The sequence below is a fragment of the Acinetobacter sp. ESBL14 genome (assembly GCF_036668815.1).
GTDB lineage: Bacteria > Pseudomonadota > Gammaproteobacteria > Pseudomonadales > Moraxellaceae > Acinetobacter > Acinetobacter gyllenbergii.
In genome coordinates this window covers 158318-178343 of sequence record NZ_JAZEVS010000003.1, presented here as the reverse complement: position 1 = coordinate 178343, position 20026 = coordinate 158318, and the positions used below count along the sequence as shown (strand labels likewise).

Below are 20026 nucleotides of genomic sequence, written 5' to 3'. Positions count from 1 at the left end.
CCGCACGCATGGCACTTTTGCAAATTGCTGAACCTGGTCAATCTACCGCCCCGCATCAACATCGTATTGCGATTGGCATTGACTTGGGGACAACCCACTCTTTAGTGGCGACAGTGCTATCGGGAAAACCGAAAGTTCTACAAGATGACAAAGAGCGAGTATTACTCCCATCTATTGTTCACTATGCAAAGGATGCAACGACGTTTGGCTATGAAGCTAAACCCTTTATGCTGACTGATCCAAAAAATACAGTTGTTTCAGTAAAACGCTTTATGGGTCGTTCACAAGCAGATATCAAATTCCAGCACCCATATACACTCGTTGGTGCAGAAAATGAAATGCCTGCATTTGAAACTGCGGCTGGTCGTAAAACACCTGTCGAAATTTCTGCAGAAATTTTAAAACAGTTAAAAGACCGTGCCGAAGCCAGCCTCAACAACCCTGTGAATGGTGCTGTGATTACCGTTCCAGCCTATTTCGACGAAGCACAACGTCAAGCAACACGTGATGCTGCACAGCTTGCAGGTTTGAATGTTTTACGTTTATTGAACGAACCTACAGCAGCGGCTGTTGCTTATGGATTGGATCAAGACACCAATCTCAGCACCGATCGTAACTATGTGATTTACGATCTAGGGGGCGGTACATTTGACGTCTCGATCTTACGTTTTTCACAAGGTGTGTTTGAAGTTCTTGCGACTGGCGGACACACTGCCCTTGGTGGTGATGACCTTGATCGCTTAATCGTAAAATGGGCTAAAAAACAGCTCAACATCGAAACCTTAACTGATGAAGAATATGCCGTTTTTGTTGTGGCAGCACGTCAAGCCAAAGAATATTTAACCGATCACGAATCTGCCGAATTAAAATTACTGGATGATCGTCTCACTTTAGATCGCCCAACCTTTGAAGCAATTATTCAAGTCGCACTCGATAAAACCATGAGTGTGTGCAAACGTGTATTACGTGATGCCAAGCTTGATCTCGACGAAATCGAACATGTAGTCCTTGTCGGTGGTTCTACGCGCTCTTATGCCGTACAGAAAGCGGTGGGTGAATTATTTCAACGTGAACCATTATGCACCATTAACCCTGATGAAGTGGTTGCCATTGGCGCATCAATCACTGCCAATCAGTTGATTGGTAATAGCCAAGATGGTTCATTATTGCTTGATGTGACCCCACTTTCTCTTGGTCTAGAAACCATGGGTGGACTGGTTGAACGTTTGATTTCACGAAACACCGCAATTCCTGTAGCACGCCGTCAGGAATTTACCACCTATCAAGATGGTCAAACTGCGATGTTGATTCATGTAGTGCAAGGTGAACGTGACTTAGTTGAGCATTGCCGCTCATTGGGCCGTTTTGTGTTACATGGCATTCCACCAATGACTGCGGGTCAAGCCCGTATTGAAGTGACTTTCCAAGTTGATGCGGATGGTTTACTCACCGTTTCAGCAAAAGAAACCACCTCTGGTGTTCAAGCACAAATTGATATCAAACCATCTTATGGTTTATCCGCAGCGGATACTGAACGTTTATTGGTTGAAGGCTTCCAATATGCCGAAGAAGACAAACACCTTCGTCATTTGCAAGAAACCAAAGTCGAAGCGCAACGTGAGCTAGAAGCACTCGAACAAGCGTTAAAAGCAGATACGGATTTACTCTCACAGCAACAAGCTCGAGATTTAATTCTTGCCGCTGAAGCGTTAAAAGCCCGTCTGAAAACCGATGAGCTTGCAGCGATTGAACATGCTGTTCAGCAACTTAAAATTCATAGTGATGCCTTTGCTGCATTGCGTATGAACCGACATATTGACCATGCCTTAAAAGGTACAAAACTTGAAGATTGGTCAAACTCAAACTAAAGGTATAGGTGATCAATATGCCACGTATTAAAGTTCTTCCTCATGCACAAATTTGCCCTGAAGGTGCAGAATTTGAAGTCGAACATAACGCCAATTTATGCCAAAGTTTATTAAAAAACGGCATTAAAATTGAACATGCTTGTGACATGTCAGCAGCTTGTACGACCTGTCACGTGGTTGTGCGTAAAGGCTTTGACAGCCTTGAAGAAATGAATGACGTTGAAGCAGATTTGCTTGACCGTGCATGGGGCCTAGAGCCTGATTCTCGCCTGTCTTGCCAAGTTGAAATTGTAGATGAAGATTTAGAAATCGAAATTCCTAAATACACCATCAACCATGCTTCGGAAAATCATTAATTCAACTGACTTTCTCAAACATAAAAAAGCTAGAGTCAATCTCTAGCTTTTTTATTTTCTAAGCGAAAATTAAAGATCGATGTGCAGCAGCACCTGCCATGGTGCCATCTCCAACAGCCAAAGGCACTGAGCCGCCTAAACGAGCAACATCACCACAGGCAAAAATACCTGTCACTGATGTTTCTTTCATTGCATTGGTCTTTATTGCCTCACCCATCGCATTCTGTTCAATCTCACAACCCAACTTGAATATCCAGTCCTGAGCGATGCTACATTTTGTGGTTGCAAAAATACCATCCAACTGAATAACAGAACCATCTGCGAGTAACACATCGCTGTGTCCGATAATTTCTTGAATCAATCGTTTTTCTACGCGGACACCTCGGGTGGCTAATTGATCAAGCAATTCCTCGGCTATAGGATAATCATTTAAGAACAGCGTGGTATCCCCCCAATCTGGCAACATCATCGCCATATGTGCCGCATGCTCAGAACTAGCAATAATCCCGATCTTACCTTGATTAAGCTCATAACCATGACAATAAGGGCAATGAAAAATGCTTTTCCCCCAACGCTCAGCTAAACCTGAAATTTCAGGTAGCCGATCTGTGATGCCTGCGGCAATGATCAAACGTTTTGCAGTGATTGAACGAGTGGCATCAATACAGATTGCAAAACCATCCTCAACTTTTTCTACACGTTTCACCTGACCATCTTCCCAATCAACCGTCTGATAAGCTAAAAGTTGCTGCTTGGCAATCTGTACAATCTCACTGGCTTTACTCCCATCCTGCGTTAAAAAGCCATGTGAATGCGCTGCAAAGCGATTCCGCCTTTGCCCAGCATCAATCACTGCCACTTTTTTACGCGCTCTTACCAAGGGCATCGCTGCTGACAAACCCGCATAACTTCCACCAATAATCGCAACATCGTACTGCATAAGTTCAACCATTAATGTAACTTTAAAAGTTACATTAATGCTTTTTATTTTAATTTGCAACTTTTGATGTTACATTTAATGTAATCCCTTTTTGTATTTTTATAAATTCAATGCGTACAGACAGTAAACTTTCACGAATGCTTCATGTGCTACTTCACATGGCAAGACAAAACAAGACTTTTACCTCTGATGAAATCGCACAAATGCTTTCCACTAATCCAGTTGTGGTCAGACGGACCATGTCAGGTCTTAAAAAGGCAGGTTTTGTCCATTCAGAAAAAGGCGCAGGTGGTGGTTGGCAGTTAACAGGTGATTTAGAAAAAATTACGCTGTGGGATATTTATCAAGCCGTGGGTGAGCCAACGATTTTTGCGATTGGCAACGAACGAGAAAATCCAGAATGCTTAGTCGAACGTGTGGTGAATGCCGCTTTAAATCATGCAATACAAGATGCACAAAATATTCTGACGCAACAACTTAAAGCCACGACATTGGCATCGTTAGCTACTGAGTTTGATCATTTATATGAGACGCATGCGCATAGAAAATAACTTTAGAAGGTACGCTGGTTTTGATTATCTGACTTCATCATCCAGAGTCAATTTAGGAATACCCTGTGCATTGGTAATTTTTTGCTGGGTCTTAATACGCTGAACCATATTTTCCAAGATCTCGACCAGTTCAGGATATTCATAGTTCTGTACTTCTTCTAAATTCAAAACTAAATGGAAACCTTTATAATCGAAATCAAACCATTTTTGTGTATCTGATTTCTTGCCTGTGAATTTCTCCATCACCTGCCAGGTTTTAACAGGACCTTGAATACCTTTTAAATAAATAGGTACTTTAGGCACACACAAAAACTCATTTTTAATCAGCTGATGGGTGTCATCGGCAATCAAAATTTCATCGACTTCTGCCGCAGACTGCAAACGGGCTGCCAAGTTTACGTCACGACCAACAATGGTATAAGCCATACGATGTGAAGCACCATAGTTACCGACGTGGCAATAACCCGTACTGATGCCCATACGAATATGTAAAGCAGGATAACCCATCTTCTTCCAGCGTTCACGCAACAGTTTCATTTGCTGACGCATTGCAATGGCCATTTCGACACAAGATTTTGCATCCTGTTCGACACCCTGCGAGTTTGGATCCCCAAAGAAAATAAGAATCGCATCACCCATAAACTTATCGACGGTTGCTTCGTACTGCTTGGCAATTTCAGTCATATGACTCAAATAATCATTCAGCAAGAAAGCCAAATCATCTGGAATTAGCGTTTCAGAAAGTTCCGTAAAACCTTGTATATCAGAAAAGAAAATGGTTAATTTTTTACGCTTATATTCAATTTTTGCCTCTGCCTCACCGCGCATAATTGATTGCCACAACTGTAACGGCGCATAACGGCTCAACTGATTGGCAAAAGCAATATAACGCGTCATTTGATTATGATAGTGCTGGCGTTGCTGCCCCAAAATATTCAAACGACGATGCTGATAATAATTACCAATCACAATAAACATCATTAAGCCTAAAAGGCTCACAACGGTCAGTTCTGGATTGGTAGGTTCAAAATACTCTTCTGCACCAAAAATGATGTAGGTACTGAAGTAGAATGTAATGACACCTATCAGCCCGATCAAACAGGAAACAGGCAAAGAAATTCGGTTATTCAATCCGACATAGAGCAGTGCAAATAAAATGGTAAAGGTCGGAACTAGACTCAAATGTATTGCAGCAAGCACCAATGCGACGATCACCGCCTCATTGGCAAACAGAACATTTTTTTCTATTTTTTTATCAAATTTATATTGCAGCCATTTTTCTAAACGAGGACAGAGCAAAAAATAAATGAATAATAAAGGAAGAAGGTAGAGTTGATAGCTAGCACTGGTTGAGGTAAATGCATAAATTACCAAAATAAGTGACAGAATCGAATATCCCATCAAACGATGAAAATAAGCGAACTGTCTAGGTTCTTTATCAATCAACCTATCTAGTGGCACCCTATCCTCCTTTTCTTATTATAGAATACTGTATTTATTCTATTTTTCTGGATCAGTCCATACGCCAATCAAATGGCATATCACCCTGTCCACGCAATGCCAACATTAATGTTTGACGCATATGCGCAAGTACATCATTGCTATAAGGCACAGCTGGTGTTCCCCATACTGGCTTAGGCCATGCAACATCGTTTTGATAACGTACTACATGATGAAAATGAAGCTGAGGAACAACGTTTCCTAAAGCGGCAACATTCATCTTGTCTGCACGGAATACACGTGACAATTGGCTTGATAACCAGCTTGATTCACGTAAAAACTGTTCTTGGTCTGCTTGGCTTAATTCATATAATTCTGTGACGCCTGGAACACGTGGAATCAGGATCAACCAAGGAAATTGCATATCATTCATTAAACGACATGTTGAAAGCGGGAAGTCGCCTACAAAAAATGTATCTTGAGCAAGTTGTGGATGCAAACTAAACATATCTTTATAAATGATGCAGAATAATGATGATCAATACTATCACATCAGTTTTGATGTGAATATTATTAGTAACCCGTTTGATTACAAATAACAATGATTTTCCTCATTTATTGCATGAACATCTGATCAAAAACAGGATCGCATTTGCTAAAAAACACAACTTGCTCAATTAACCAGCAAATCAAATGCTTAAAAGCCTCAATTTAACTCACTCAATAGCTTGTTCAGCAAATCTACAATGAACTGAATCCGCTTATCGTATTCAGCCAATTGCACCGTGACTTTCAAACGTTGACCGCCTTCCATTCGGTAATAGGTTGGATTTTTCTGCATCAGTTGGATGATGCTGATCGCCTGCACAGGAGTATCCGGTGAAAACTCGATATATCCCCCATTACTGTTAATATCAATTTTGGTAATACCCAACTGCTCTGCACGCAAGCGCAGCTGATGCACACTAAACAATTGCTTCACAGGTTGTGGTGGAATACCAAAACGATCAATCAACTCCATACGGATATTGTCGAGCTTCTCTTGGCTATCGGTATTACTGATTCGTTTATAGAACAACAAACGTTGATGGACATCACCCAAGTAATCATCTGGGATCAGTGCTGGCATATGTAAATTAATTTCAGCAGTTAATGACAACGGCGCATCAAAATTAGGCGTTTTGCCTTTTTGAATGGCTTTGGTCGCTTTTTCGAGCATCTCCATATACAGACTATAACCAATTGCCTGCATTGAACCACTTTGCTGTTCACCGAGTAATTCACCCGCGCCTCGAATCTCCAAGTCTTCAGTTGCCAACATAAAGCCAGCCCCCAAAGTGGAAGCACGTTGAATCGCATCTAAGCGTTTTTCGGCATCGCCTTTCAGGTGTTTGATCGATGGAACCAATAAATAGGCATAGGCTTGATGATGCGAACGTCCAACACGACCACGCAATTGATGCAGTTGCGCCAGACCCAATTTATCCGCACGCTCAATAATGATGGTATTGGCGTTCGGCACATCAATACCCGTTTCAATAATGGTTGAGCAGACCAATACGTTATATTCTTTGTGATAGAACTGCTGCATTACTTGCTCAAGTTCGCGTTCGCGCATTTGACCGTGCGCAACCGCAACTCGTGCTTCTGGAACTAAATGACGAATGGTTTCAGCGGCGCGTTCAATGGTATCTACCTCATTATGCAATAGGTACACCTGACCACCACGTAATAACTCACGCAGAATTGCTTCTTTGACCGAATCATCGGTATGTTCTTGTACAAAAGTTTTTACGGCTAAACGGCGTGCGGGTGGTGTTGCAATAATCGAGAGATCACGCATCCCAGAAAATGCCATATTCAAGGTACGTGGAATCGGGGTCGCGGTTAAAGTCAACATATCCACATCGGCGCGTAGGGCTTTAATCCGTTCTTTATCACGAACACCAAAACGATGCTCCTCATCGACAATCATGAGTCCAAGATTCTTGAATTGGATGTTTTCTTGCAGAATTTTATGCGTTCCTACCACGATATCGACTTTGCCTTCAGCCAAATCTTCAATAGTTTTTAGGTGGGTCTTATTGCTGCCAAAACGAGACAATACTTCAATTCGTACCGCAGTATCGGCAAAACGATCTTTAAAGGATTCATAATGTTGCTGTGCTAACAAGGTCGTCGGTACAAGAACTGCAACTTGCTTGTTATTTTGTACCGCAACAAAGGCCGCACGCATCGCCACTTCAGTTTTACCAAAGCCCACATCACCACAAACCAAACGGTCCATCGGTTTGGCAAGCTGCATATCATGGAGGGTTGCTTCAATGGCGTTGGCTTGGTCTAAAGTTTCTTCGTAGGCAAAACCACTGGAGAATTGCATATAGCCGGTATGATCGAGCTCAAAAGCAAAACCAGGTTTGGATTGACGACGAGCCTGAATATGTAATAACTCTGCGGCAACATCATGGATTTGCTCCAAAGCTTTGCGCTTCGCTTTACTCCATGTATCTGTACCTAATTTATGCAATGGGGCTAAATCAGGATCGCCACCACTATAGCGGCTGATCAGATGCAAATTGGTTACAGGCACGTAGACTTTCGCGCCATCTGCATAATCAAGCTGCAAGAACTCATGATCCTGCTCGTCGATTTCTAAAGTAATTAAACCTGCGTAACGCCCTACACCATGATCGATATGTACGACAGGTGCACCAATACTCAGCTCGGTTAAACTACGGATCAAGAACTCTTCAGATACTTCTTGCTGGCGTTTACGGCGACGTTGCACCACACGGTGTTCATAAAGCTGATTTTCCGAAATCACCGACAGCTGATTACTCAGCAACAACCCTCGGTCCAGTGGTGCACTGGTAATCGCAACCTGTAACTTATCTTTTTGGAATTGAGCAAAACTATCTACATTTTGAATTTCACCCAACACACCACGTAGCGCATCTTTTAGCGTTTCTCGACGACCCGCACTCTCTGCCACCAATAAAACAGGGTGCTTGGCTTGGTCGATATAATGTTTTACTGCTTCAAAAGGTTGTTCTTTTTTCGGATCAACAGCCAATTTAGGTGGCTGTTCAGCAGTGATGTTGAGTACACCCGCCTTAGCATCGAAAGCTTCAGCTGAAGCCAAAATTCGAGGGAATTGATTTAATGCCTGTAAAACATGGTTGGGCATTAAAAATAAGTCTTCTGGCGGTAGAATCGGTTGATCAATGTTATGGCGTCGATCTTCATAACGACGCATCACTTCTTTCCAGAAGTGAACAAAATCATCTTCAATTTCACTATTTGTAATGACAACGCAATTCTTTGGTAAGTATGTCGTCAGCATACTTTGTGCTTCCATCACCTTCTTATCAAAGAATAATGGCAAATAAAACTCTAAACCCGGGGTTGCAATTCCTTCTAATACATCCTGATAAATCGGATTTTTCTTCGGATTTGCAGTTGGGAAGCTTTCTGCATAACGGTCTCTAAAAGTCGAACGCCCCTCTTTCAGAGGAAATTCTTTTGCAGGTAAAACAGTAAAGTTTTTTAAGGATTCGGTGGTTCTTTGTGTTTCTGGGTCAAAGAATTTTAGGCTGTCAATTTCATCATCAAATAAGTCAATTCGAATCGGTTGATCTTGTCCAGATGCAAAAATATCCATGATGCTACCGCGAACTGCAAACTCACCGTGATCATAAACTGTGTCAACTAAGCGATAACCTGCTTGAACCAATTGTTTCTTTTGCGCTTCAAGGTCGAGTTTCTGCCCCACTTTAATATCAAAGTGTTCGCCCACGACCCACGAATAAGGTGCAACGCGTTGCGCTAAAGTGCTGGCTGAAACCAGTAAAATCCCTTTTTGTGGCATATTCGATAAAATTGCCAAACGCTCAGAAACAATGTCTTGATGCGGAGATAAACGGTCATAAGGCAAAATTTCCCAATCCGGGAAAATAATGGGCTTGATGCCATAAAATTCGAGTTCGCTCTCAAGCTGAGCAAGATGTTGATTATTCCTTGCAACAATGACATATAGGTTTGAACTTTGTGAGGCAATTTCTTTGAATAATAGTGCTGCGGATGACCCTAACAAGGAACCAATCCAGCGTTTTTCGCCCGCTTTGAATTGTTGTAAGTTTAATTGAGAAATTTCTTGTTGAAACATAGAGAAAATCATGCAATCTAAAAAGATAAGTACCCTATTTTAGCATGATGTTTTTTGAGGAGTGTGAGTTTTTCTACGACTGATTTAAGCTTCAGCTTCTTATAAATTATCGTCTAATTATTTCCTCCGGCGTGATATAAATTTCAGCATCGTCACCTTGTACTGTTGCATGCAGTTTGTTTGCAATCTCGATCATTTTCCTAATCGCTTCAGGACTTGGATTTTTAATCGATAAACTACAAGAATCATGACTATATATTAATGGAATTTCTTGCTTATCAATAAGAATCAGAAAGTCTTGTGCTGAATTCTGGAGATCACTTTTTACTGATGGATCTAGCATCATATAAGCGTGCCATTCTGCAGGAGTAATACATTCCCCTTCATTAAAATAAAATTCTTTTTTTGTAATATGTAAATCATAGCCCGCATAGCTGACTTGGCAAACAATGAATAGAATAAGCAAAATTAATTTGAACATCTTTTTATTTATCTCATCTTTTAAAATTACTTAGGCTATTTTCATATTCAAATAAAAGAAAGCCCTGATCGAGCTTTCCTCTTTAAAACCTTGTTCTAAACATCAATCTTAAATCCTAAATTAACATCACATGCTGCTTGTCCACCACGAACACCAAAATTCTCCGAGGGCAGTTCACGAAGCATAATTTTCACATGATCTTTGGGAATGCCTATCGGCTCAAGATTATGCACAATCAATTTATACAGCTGACGCTTGGCATCTAAAGAACGTCCAAGAAAAGCATCAATACTAATCAAGGTATAACATTCAGGTTTTGCCTTTTCTGGCGGACATTGAAAACGATGTGCTTCATGGACAATTAAACGCACATTTCGATCACTGGCCATGATTTTAAACGCATCTCTGAGCGCAGTATGCACCGCTTCCATAATCTCCAGCTCAACTTCGACTGGATATTGCTGCCTGACTTCGATCAGCACACTTGGCATATTGTTATTCTCCTACGATCTTGCGTTGTGATATCTATTTATTTTTACTATGTTTGCTACTTTCTTACACAATAGTAAATAAACTTTATTGTTCTGACTTTATCAATACTGTAATCAAACCATTTTTTCTAAAACCATAAAAAAGCATTCTTCAGAAAATTCCGAAGAATGCTTTTTTTTCATCATCAAGAAGAAGCAAGTTTTGCATTTGGGAAATAACGACCTTCTACAAGGTCATAACACCACTGGAAGATAAATGTATAAACCAAAATACACATGGTCAAACCGAAATCGAGAATTAAAGCCTCGATAAAGCTCATTTTCATCATATATGCAATAATTGGAATGGTAGCCAGCATCAAACCACCTTCAAACCCAATTGCATGCAGAATGCGGACTGGAATGGTTCTTTCCCACTGATATTTATGTTCCACTTTTTCAAAGAAATGGTTAAAAATCATATTCCAGAACACTGAAATGACCGCCATGATGGTACCCAGAATCCCCGTGACTTCAAGCGGCATACTAAAAATAAAACTTAACGCAATTGCGATGATGACCAATAAAATCACTTCATAGCTAATTGCATGAATGAGTCTTCTTTTGGAAATCAACATTTCATAACACTCTTTTATTTGGATTGAGGCTATTTTATTTTTATAATTTTGATTAATCCAATCAGATTCTTTCAGTATTTTTGACAGATGAATATTAATCAAGAACAACTCATCATGTTTCAAACCGTGATTGAAACAGGCTCTTTCTCTGCTGCTGCCCGTAAATTAGGCAAGGTCCCCTCTGCAGTAAGCATGTCGATTGCCAATTTAGAAATTGACCTCAATCTTAATCTGTTTGAACGCGTCGGACGTGAACCCATTCCAACAGCAGAAGCCATCGTCCTGTACGAGAAAACGCAACAATTATTGATTGAAATCAATCAATGGAAACAGCATGCGCATGCCTTGAGTACTGGTTTGGAGTCGACGCTCAATATCGTGGTAGTGTCTGAGCTGCTGTATACCAACTGGACTGACTATATCACCTTGCTGGAGCAGCGTTTTCCAAGTCTTGAAATGAATATTTTTTCAGCCCCACAAGAAGATGCTTTACAGATGTTACTTGATCAATCTGCACAACTTGCATTGATGTTTGAACGTGAACAATTGGATAGCCGCGAACAATTTGTGGAACTAAAAAGAGAAGCGCTTGTTCCTGTCATTGCTAAAAATCATTCTTTAGCACAACTGAATCACGTATCTTTTGAACAAATCGTACAAACACGCCAAATTGTAGTCGCAAGTCGTGATCATAGTATCAAGCCAGAGTTGCTCTATTCTAAAGACTATTGGCGCACAGACAATCATCATTCTGCTTGCATGATGATTATTCGCAACTTAGGTTGGGGTGTCCTCCCCTTACAAATGTTCAATGAAAATCCAGAACTTAAAAAGAAACTGAAGATTTTGGAAATGTATGATTTCACACCAAAATTTGAATACTACGTCGATCTAGTATGGAGCCGAGAAAGTGAATTAGGACTTGCTGCAAAATACTTAATTGACCACATTCGACAACAACGTCAAAAAAATGAGACATAAGTACAAGTGTAGACAGGATGAACAATTCTGCAAACAAATGCGGGGCTTTGCTTTCATCCAGATTGTGTTATAACAGAAGTTACCGATAATATTGTTTATGTAAGAACGCGATATCAATGACTCAGAATGCATTACACCAATTAAAAAATTTAACCACCGTTGTTGCCGATAGTAGTGATCTAGAAGCGATTGAAAAATTTCGTCCACTTGATGCAACGACCAATCCATCACTCATCACAGCTGCAGCTGAACAACCAGAAAGCCGCGAGCTGATAGAAGATGCTTATACTCAAGCCAAGCAAGAAGGCTATCAACGTGATGAACTGATTGAACGTACCATTGATATTTTGACTGTGAAGTTTGGTGTCGAAATTTTAAAATTGATCGAGGGTCGTGTCTCTACAGAAGTCGATGCTTCTCTTTCTTACAACACGGAAGCAACAATTGCCAAAGCACGTGAGCTCTCTCAGCTCTATCAAGGTTATGGTATTGAACAATCACGTATTCTGATTAAAATCGCGTCCACATGGGAAGGCATTCAAGCGGCAAAAGTACTCGAAGCTGAAGGTATTCCATGTAACCTCACATTACTTTTCGGCTTGCATCAGGCTCAAGCTTGTGCAGATGCAAACGTCACGCTGATCTCACCTTTTGTAGGTCGTATTTTAGATTGGTATAAAAAAGCTGAAGGTGTAGAGCAATATCCAATTGCCAAAGATCCTGGCGTACTTTCTGTGAAAAAGATTTATAACTACTACAAACAGCAAGGCATTCCAACCCAAGTGATGGGTGCAAGCTTCCGTAGTACCGCACAAGTGCTTGGTTTAGCAGGTTGTGACTTACTTACGATTGCCCCAAATCTTTTGGCTCAGTTGGAACAAGACCAACAGCTTGTTGAACCTCAACTAAGTGCCGAATTTGCTCAACAAGCAGAAAGCATTGAACGTCCAGCACAAAGTAAAGAGAGTTTTAAAGCTGAACTTGAACAAGATTTGATGGCCTTTCAATTACTACAAGGGGGTATTGATGGCTTTATCAAAGCACGTGACCAACTCAGTTTATTGCTGCGTCAGTCTTTTGGGATTGATGCTGAAATCAAACCATAATTAGTCGATTTTTCACCAATAAAAACCGATTTTTGTTATATTAGCGAAAATCGGTTTTTTAATGAGTTCACTGTGTTCGGTATAACAGATTTAACCACTTATATTATTGGTACAATCTTAATTGTGTTATTACCTGGCCCTAACTCTCTCTATGTCATGTCCGTAGCTTCTCGTTATGGCATTCGTACTGGTTACGCGGCAGCTTGTGGTGTATTTACAGGAGATTCTATTTTAATCCTGTGTACGGTATTAGGTGCGGCATCCTTACTCAAAGCCTTCCCGATTCTGTTCATTATTCTTAAATTAACAGGGGCTTGTTATCTCGCCTACTTAGGTTTTAAATTATTACAAGGTGCTTATCAAACTTGGAATAAGCCACCACATCATGCCGAGCTAGCTGATTTACCGAAACTTGATCAAGTTCATCCTTACCGTACAGCACTCAGTATCAGCTTACTGAATCCAAAAGCGATTCTGTTTTTCTTGTCTTTTTTTGTGCAGTTTGTAGAACCTGATTATGCCTATCCTGCATTAAGCTTTTTAGTATTGGCATTGATTGTGCAAATTGTAAGTTTCAGCTATTTAACCGCTTTGATTTTCTCTGGGATTAAACTTGCCAGTTTTTTCAAACATAATTATAAAATTGCAGCTGCAGGGATTTGTCTGGTTGGAATCTTGTTCTTTGGTTTTGGTTTAAGATTGGCAACATCAACGCTCACCTAAGCATAAAATTGATCGAATGATCAATTTATTCAATCACTTTAGAACTACGATTTAGGTCGCATTAACGATATACTTTTCAACAAATTTTAAACAAGTATAGATGCATAGATGCAACGTCTCCTCCAAGATTTTTCAATTCCAGCAGTTTTTGCTGGCTTTATTACTTTCTTAATCGGGATTAGTGTTTCCGCCATCCTCGTCATTCAAGGCGCACAATCTTTAGGTGCCAATACTGCTCAAATCAGTTCTTGGTTTTGGGCATTGGGACTTGCCATTGGTCTCTCGGGCTTGATCCTGTCTTGGAAATATAAATATCCCGTTGCCACTGCATGGTCGACACCAGGGATTGCATTGATCATTGCATCAACTGGGCATTACGATCTATATGAGGCGATTGGTGCTTTCTTGGTCTGTGGTATTGCCATTGCCATTGTTGGTTTTTCTGGAATTTTTCAAAAATTATTGGCCCATATTCCACAAAGTCTGACCTGTGCCATGCTAGCAGGGATCTTATTAAAATTTGGTATTCAGATTTTCAGCAGCCTAGAAAGTCATCTTGGCTTTATTCTCAGTATGCTTGTGATCTATTTGGTTTCAAAACGCTTATTTCCACGTTATAGCATTGTACTGACGGTGATTTTAGGCGCAGCAATCTGCCCACTATTTATCGACTTTAAACTTCAATCAATCACGTGGTCACTGACCCAACCCGTGTGGATGCAACCTTCATTTTCGTGGTCTGCCATCTTAGGCTTAGCTTTGCCACTGTTTGTCATCAATATGACTTCACAAAACTTGCCAGGGATTGCCATGATTAAAAGCTATGGCTACCACCCGCATGTGAATCAGTTGGTGGGTTGGACAGGTGTCGCACATACTATTTTTGCGCCTTTCGGCTGTTTCTCAATCAATTTAGCAGCAATTAGTGCAGCGGTAAGCCTAGATGATCAAGTACATCCCGATCCAAGTAAACGCTATATTGCCGGAATCAGCTGTGGTCTGTTCTATATCTTAATGGGGCTCTTTGCAGCGACATTGGTCAGCCTACTGATGTCATTCCCGCAAATCTTTATTGTGGCGCTTGCAGGAATTGCGCTATTTGCAACGATCAGCCACAACATTGCCGTTGCTTTTTCAAATGTAGAAGAACGTGAAGCTGCGCTACTCACCTTTTTATGTAGTGCCTCAGGTGTCCAATTCTGGGGTATTGGCTCAGCGTTTTGGGGTTTGTTATTAGGTATCTTCGTACTAGTGTTATTTAGATTTAAAGCAAAAAATAAGCCCTAGTTGGGCTTATTCAAATCATGCACGGAAAGCATTGCGGATTACTTTTCCTCTAAATCTTTCTGTGCTTCTTCATCATTTAAAATACGTGCTGCTTTTTTAGGACGAATTAATGGCGCTGTTGGACGCGGATGCGTATGGGTATATTGTAAACCTACACCTGCATAGACATCATCCGCAGCGATCTCTGTTTCAAAACGCTCATCATCACGATCACGAATTTCATCCGTAATGCGTTGTACTTCATCTTCATCAACGCCTAATTCTTGCAAGATCACGCCACCAAATTTGATTGCAGATTCGAAGGTTTCGCGAATCATATAATCCACTTTATGCTTCACTAAATAAAGCGAATGTTCGCGGTCATAAGAACGAACCAGCAGCTTAGCCAATGGAAATTCATGCGTGACCAACTCAACAATTCGATTGGTGGTTTCCTTACTGTCGACACAAACCACAATGGCTTGGGCTGAAGATGCACCCGATGCATGCAAAATATCTAAACGGCAGCCATCGCCATAATAGATTTTAAAACCAAACTTTTCCGCGTTTTGAATCATGTCGATGTCATTATCAATAATGGTGACATCTACTCCTCTTGCCAATAACAGTTGACTGGTCACCTGACCGAAACGACCAAAGCCAATCATCAGTACACTGCCACTCAAGCCTTCAGCAATATTGACATTGTCTAAATTGATCTGATCTTTGGTTTCGGTAAAACGTTTAAATACAATGCCTAAAATCGGGGTTAACACCATTGATAACACCACAATCGCAGTCAAATTCGACTTGACTGAATTATCAATGACTTGTGCACTCAATGCAGCGGCGAACAGAACAAAGGCAAATTCACCACCTTGTGCCATCAGCAAAGCTCGGTCAAGCGCCTCGGTATGAGAGCTTTTGGTGACACGTGCAACGATATAAATCATCAGGGCCTTAGCAAACATCATCGCTAAAACACCGCTGACAATCAGTTGCCAATTCTGAGCCACCACCGATAAATCCAGTGACATCCCGACACCGAGGAAGAACAAGCCCAATAATAAGCCACGGAAAGGTTCAATATCTGCTTCAATCTGATGTCTAAAAGTCGATTCAGATAACAATACCCCTGCCAAGAAAGCCCCCATCGCCATGGATAAACCACTGACTTGCATTAATAAGGCTGCACCTAAAACCACCAGCAGCGCTGCAGCTGTCATCACCTCTCGGGCTTTTGCCGCGGCAAGCAGTCTAAATAATGGGTTCAGCAACCAATACCCTGCGGCAATGAGACCTGCAATCGCAATTAAACCAATGCCGATACTTTCCAAGCGTGTCGAAGTACTTTCCACTACATGGTTTGGCGCCATAAAAGCAACAATTGCCAGTAACGGCACAATCAGCAAATCTTCAAATAATAAAATGGCAACAATCTTTTGCCCTTGCGGCTGAGCGATATCACCACGATCTCCCAGCAGTTGCATCACAATGGCTGTTGAAGTCAGTACAAAACCTGCTGCGCCAATAAAGGCAACTTGCCAACTAAAACCAAACAATAAGCCGACACCTGTTAATGCCAAGGCACAGGCGACAATTTGCAAAGTGCCTAGTCCAAAGATTTCACGCCTTAAACTCCATAAATGTGAGGGCTGCATCTCCAGACCAATAACAAATAAGTACATCACGATCCCAAGTTCTGCGATATGTAAAATCGAAGCCGAATCATGAAAAAAAGCAAAACCAAAGGGTCCAATAATCAGACCTGCAATTAAATAACCAAGGACGGAACCCAAGCCAATCCGTTTAAAAATAGGTACTGCAATCACTGCCGCAGCCAATAAAACCACGGGTGCAATTAAGCTAATTGAATGTGCTTCTGAACTCATACAGTTCTCATTGTTATCAAGCTGGCTTCATTTTATGTGAAACAATAGACATTTTATATATCATTTTTGGGACAATCTATCTCAACTACATGATATAGAAACTATTTCCAAGGCTTAATTGATGGTATTTTTATCCCAAAATGCCTGTCTAATTTGTGGCATGGCATTCAAATGATTAATAATATGCTGCGCTTCTTCTGCATCAATGGAGGTTGCAATCAAAGTGACTTCAATCTCGACCTCTTTTTCACCAAACGGTGTGACTTCAATATCTTTGGCCGGATAATTATGGTGTTGCAAGGTTAAATTCAACTCATCCATCACCACCTTACTCTGACTACGGTCACAAATAATATAGATGACATGTAAAACTTCGGTGTCATCATCAATCGGACGACGGTCAATGACATGGACAATGGGTCTTAATAACGTATTTGCCGCCAAAATAAATCCAGTTGCCAGTATTGCTTCAATAATGAGGTCTGAACCAGCCGAAGCCCCCACAGCTGCGGAGCACCAGAGAGTCGCTGCGGTATTTAGACCATGAATATTACCTTCTTGGCGCATAATCACACCCGCACCCAAGAAACCGATCCCTGAAACCACATAGGCAATCACGCGGACCGCGCCTTCTGCACCCGTTAAATTGGTCGCAATATCGACAAAAATTGCAGCACCGACAGCAACCAGTACATTGGTTCTGAGTCCAGCCGTGCGTTGTCGATACTGGCGCTCCACGCCAATCAATGCACCCAGTATAAAAGCAACGGATAAGCTGACCAACGTGTCAGCAATATTCGATAAATCAACATTTTGTAAAAATTTTAATTGCATCTTACACCTATTTATTATCAATGTTTTTAATGACAGATTAACTAGATTTGAAACAATTAGGATGAAGGCGTATAACTTAGGCCGAGTCCAAACCAATGTTGTTTTAGGCGATGTAAGCGATCACCAAAGGATGCTTCTAAGGTCAGAACGTTGGGAATCAAACTGTATTGTAATGCTGTTTGGAAGAATGGTGCTTGGCGATCTTGATTATACGTTTCAACTGTTACACCGACATGCTCGGTCAGCGTATAAGTTGAAGCGATTCCCCAGCGAACTAGGCGCTCATCGGCCTGTTGATAACCGAGATTAGTATCCAATGCTAAACGTTGATCTAAGAGTTGAAAACTGACAGGAACATTCAAAAACCAGTTTAAATCTCCATGATGAGCAACATCATCACGTGATAGCTGTAAACTACTGGCAACAGCCCAGTCATTGTCCATTGGCTTTAAAATGCTTTTCGCTTGAACCGAAAAGCCATGAATCTGGTCTTGATCTTTACTGGAGTGATAACCTAACGATACTTCTAAATTTTGATTGAGATTACAAGCAGGGACAACTTGATAAGACCAAGTTCCATCCTTGTTATAACTATAAGTGCTTTCTAGCTGACATTGCTGCGCTGCTGTAATGGAGACATCATCGGTGTTGATGAGTGGACCCGCCTTACTCTTTTGAGTCAGCAATAATCCACATAAAATAAATACGTTAACAATAGCAAGCCATTGAATGGAAGCGTGAAAAAACATAGGCTTCTCCCCATTTTAGGTGACAAACTAAACAGGATGCAGTCAATACAATAAATTTTGTGGATACAGCAAAATTTTATAGGAGGGTTTAGATAATTTTTAGCAAAGCTATCTCATTGCAAGATAGCCGACCTAAATAGCTCACTTGCTCAGTATTCGCTTTGGCTTAATCCCTTATTAAACCCGAACCTCGAACAACTTCCCATTTAGGATCTCCGTGAATAAACTCAACGGCATTATAGGACATGCGAATTGATTCACAAGCCCTATCGTATGAATTTTTTATTACATGATAAAATTTCGCTCTAAATTAAAGCTCTCTTACCACTACAGTTTTTGCCATTTTATCGTGCCAGCCTTGCTTCTTCGCATCAAAAGCCACCCAGATTAAACCAATAAAAAATACTAATGTTGCTGGGATATAACCAATATAACGAATGATAGCCTGCCCAACAGTCACATTTTCACCTGTTTTTTCATCCAGCACTTTTAATCGAAGCAGACGCTTACCTGGTGTACCAGCAAATTTAATCCAACAGAAAATATAAAAGACTGCGGCGAGAATTTGCCAAATCCAATCTGCCGTAGACATAAATTGGAATGATGAAAAACCATCAGAGGCAACTGTGGTATTGCCACCACCAAAAATCATGGTTAATGGAATCATGGCAACAATCACAATGATGGAATCAATAATGGCGGCACCCACACGTATCCAGAAGCCTGCATATTCATATTTATGAGACATATTTCCCTCATTTTTTAATTGTAGAAATTTAGTTCAATTGAATAATACGCTGTTTTTCCAATGATTTATATTGTGTTTTGTTTTAATTCTCGCTCAAAAAAATCAAGCGTCCGCTGCCACACGACTTGGGCTTCAGGCAATCCTCGACTCACGCTACGGAAGCCATGTGGCATATTATAAGTATAAGCTTCCACCCGATCACCCAATTGCTGGATCAATTTATTACGCTTGGTCGCTGGGCAAAATGGATCAACCGTAGACCAATGTCCTTGTAGAATACGAACGTCATCTAAAGATTCTTTATTTGGAATACCCGCCCCTTGAATCCCCAAAGAGTGATTATAAACCACAGGTGCCAACATATCTTCGCGCTTCGCCATCTGAATTACATAGCCCCCTGTTAAGCACTGCCCTAACATGCCTAAGCGACCATTGGATCGAGGATCTGCCTTTAAAGCATCCAGTAATACATGAATTTCTTGATTAACTTCACTATCCGCAGCATTGATGCGGCCAGCTTTGCTCACCATGGCACGAATACAATATTTAACTGCACCGCCACTAAATAGATTAGGTACATAAACCAAATAGCCCCGATCCGCCAAGTCTTGGGCATCTTCACGATAGACATCGAGAATACCGAATAACTCATGTAACAATAAAATAGCAGGCGTTTTTTCAGAGCTTTGTGTGGGTGCATACACTTCAACTTCAATTTGACGTGTTGGTAATGTGATTGTTTTTATTTCCATTGCAGTCATCCGTTACATTCGAATGATTTCCATACTATTTCTGACAATACTGATTGTCAAATAAAA

General features: G+C 40.9%; 19 protein-coding genes. 7 read left to right on the top strand and 12 right to left on the bottom strand.

The genetic code is table 11. From position 1 onward, the window contains the following. Positions 1-8: 8 nt before the first annotated feature. Positions 9-1868, top strand: coding sequence for a Fe-S protein assembly chaperone HscA (gene hscA / locus V6E90_RS11830; RefSeq protein ID WP_065342833.1), 1860 nt, complete (start codon positions 9-11; stop codon positions 1866-1868). Positions 1869-1885: 17 nt separating this feature from the next. Next, on the top strand, positions 1886-2224 hold the full coding sequence (gene fdx / locus V6E90_RS11825; RefSeq protein WP_004652975.1) for an ISC system 2Fe-2S type ferredoxin: 339 nt from the start codon (positions 1886-1888) through the stop codon (positions 2222-2224). Positions 2225-2282: 58 nt separating this feature from the next. On the opposite strand, the gene V6E90_RS11820 is transcribed toward fdx, so the two are convergent. Then, on the bottom strand, positions 2283-3164 hold the full coding sequence (locus V6E90_RS11820; protein ID WP_332605588.1) for an NAD(P)/FAD-dependent oxidoreductase: 882 nt from the start codon (positions 3162-3164) through the stop codon (positions 2283-2285). Between the two features lie 110 nt (positions 3165-3274). Between V6E90_RS11820 and V6E90_RS11815 the strand changes: the two genes are divergently transcribed. Next, a complete protein-coding gene (locus V6E90_RS11815) occupies positions 3275-3715 on the top strand; it encodes an Rrf2 family transcriptional regulator (RefSeq protein ID WP_332605421.1) in 441 nt (146 codons plus the stop codon). Between the two features lie 24 nt (positions 3716-3739). Here the strand turns inward: V6E90_RS11815 and V6E90_RS11810 are convergent, their stop codons facing one another. The 6 genes from V6E90_RS11810 to aceI form a co-directional block, all read right to left on the bottom strand. Then, the gene (locus V6E90_RS11810) at positions 3740-5176 is read right to left on the bottom strand and encodes an adenylate/guanylate cyclase domain-containing protein (protein WP_016541113.1); all 1437 of its coding nucleotides are present in this window, start codon (positions 5174-5176) and stop codon (positions 3740-3742) included. A 52-nt stretch (positions 5177-5228) separates the two neighbouring features. Beyond that, positions 5229-5663, bottom strand: coding sequence for an HIT domain-containing protein (locus V6E90_RS11805; RefSeq protein ID WP_004652971.1), 435 nt, complete (start codon positions 5661-5663; stop codon positions 5229-5231). Positions 5664-5861: 198 nt separating this feature from the next. Further along, positions 5862-9320 (bottom strand): transcription-repair coupling factor, encoded by a 3459-nt coding sequence (gene mfd / locus V6E90_RS11800; RefSeq protein ID WP_016541112.1) that lies wholly within the window; start codon positions 9318-9320, stop codon positions 5862-5864. 106 nt (positions 9321-9426) lie between these two features. Next, positions 9427-9801, bottom strand: coding sequence for a hypothetical protein (locus V6E90_RS11795; RefSeq protein ID WP_023270024.1), 375 nt, complete (start codon positions 9799-9801; stop codon positions 9427-9429). Between the two features lie 95 nt (positions 9802-9896). Next, on the bottom strand, positions 9897-10292 hold the full coding sequence (locus V6E90_RS11790) for a tautomerase family protein (RefSeq protein WP_016541110.1): 396 nt from the start codon (positions 10290-10292) through the stop codon (positions 9897-9899). A gap of 185 nt (positions 10293-10477) precedes the next feature. Next, on the bottom strand, positions 10478-10909 hold the full coding sequence (aceI, locus tag V6E90_RS11785; protein WP_016541109.1) for a chlorhexidine efflux PACE transporter AceI: 432 nt from the start codon (positions 10907-10909) through the stop codon (positions 10478-10480). An 87-nt stretch (positions 10910-10996) separates the two neighbouring features. Between aceI and V6E90_RS11780 the strand changes: the two genes are divergently transcribed. The 4 genes from V6E90_RS11780 to V6E90_RS11765 all read left to right on the top strand — a co-directional run bounded on the left by V6E90_RS11780 (position 10997) and on the right by V6E90_RS11765 (position 15006). Further along, positions 10997-11890, top strand: coding sequence for a LysR family transcriptional regulator (locus tag V6E90_RS11780; RefSeq protein WP_332605420.1), 894 nt, complete (start codon positions 10997-10999; stop codon positions 11888-11890). Between the two features lie 116 nt (positions 11891-12006). After that, positions 12007-12996 (top strand): transaldolase, encoded by a 990-nt coding sequence (tal, locus tag V6E90_RS11775; RefSeq protein ID WP_332605419.1) that lies wholly within the window; start codon positions 12007-12009, stop codon positions 12994-12996. Positions 12997-13068: 72 nt separating this feature from the next. After that, the gene (gene leuE / locus V6E90_RS11770; RefSeq protein ID WP_262757168.1) at positions 13069-13719 is read left to right on the top strand and encodes a leucine efflux protein LeuE; all 651 of its coding nucleotides are present in this window, start codon (positions 13069-13071) and stop codon (positions 13717-13719) included. A 108-nt stretch (positions 13720-13827) separates the two neighbouring features. Then, entirely contained in the window at positions 13828-15006 is a 1179-nt protein-coding gene (locus V6E90_RS11765; protein ID WP_016541105.1) for a benzoate/H(+) symporter BenE family transporter, read from the top strand. Between the two features lie 38 nt (positions 15007-15044). Here the strand turns inward: V6E90_RS11765 and V6E90_RS11760 are convergent, their stop codons facing one another. The 5 genes from V6E90_RS11760 to V6E90_RS11740 form a co-directional block, all read right to left on the bottom strand. Further along, entirely contained in the window at positions 15045-16877 is a 1833-nt protein-coding gene (locus tag V6E90_RS11760; RefSeq protein ID WP_016541104.1) for a monovalent cation:proton antiporter-2 (CPA2) family protein, read from the bottom strand. 114 nt (positions 16878-16991) lie between these two features. Further along, entirely contained in the window at positions 16992-17711 is a 720-nt protein-coding gene (locus V6E90_RS11755; protein WP_065342838.1) for an MgtC/SapB family protein, read from the bottom strand. A gap of 56 nt (positions 17712-17767) precedes the next feature. Continuing rightward, a complete protein-coding gene (locus tag V6E90_RS11750; RefSeq protein WP_332605418.1) occupies positions 17768-18460 on the bottom strand; it encodes a hypothetical protein in 693 nt (230 codons plus the stop codon). Between the two features lie 310 nt (positions 18461-18770). Then, positions 18771-19208, bottom strand: a complete 438-nt coding sequence (locus V6E90_RS11745; protein WP_016541101.1) for an RDD family protein — start codon at positions 19206-19208, stop codon at positions 18771-18773. A gap of 65 nt (positions 19209-19273) precedes the next feature. Then, positions 19274-19960, bottom strand: coding sequence for a dienelactone hydrolase family protein (locus V6E90_RS11740; protein WP_332605417.1), 687 nt, complete (start codon positions 19958-19960; stop codon positions 19274-19276). Between the last annotated feature and the right edge of the window lie 66 nt (positions 19961-20026).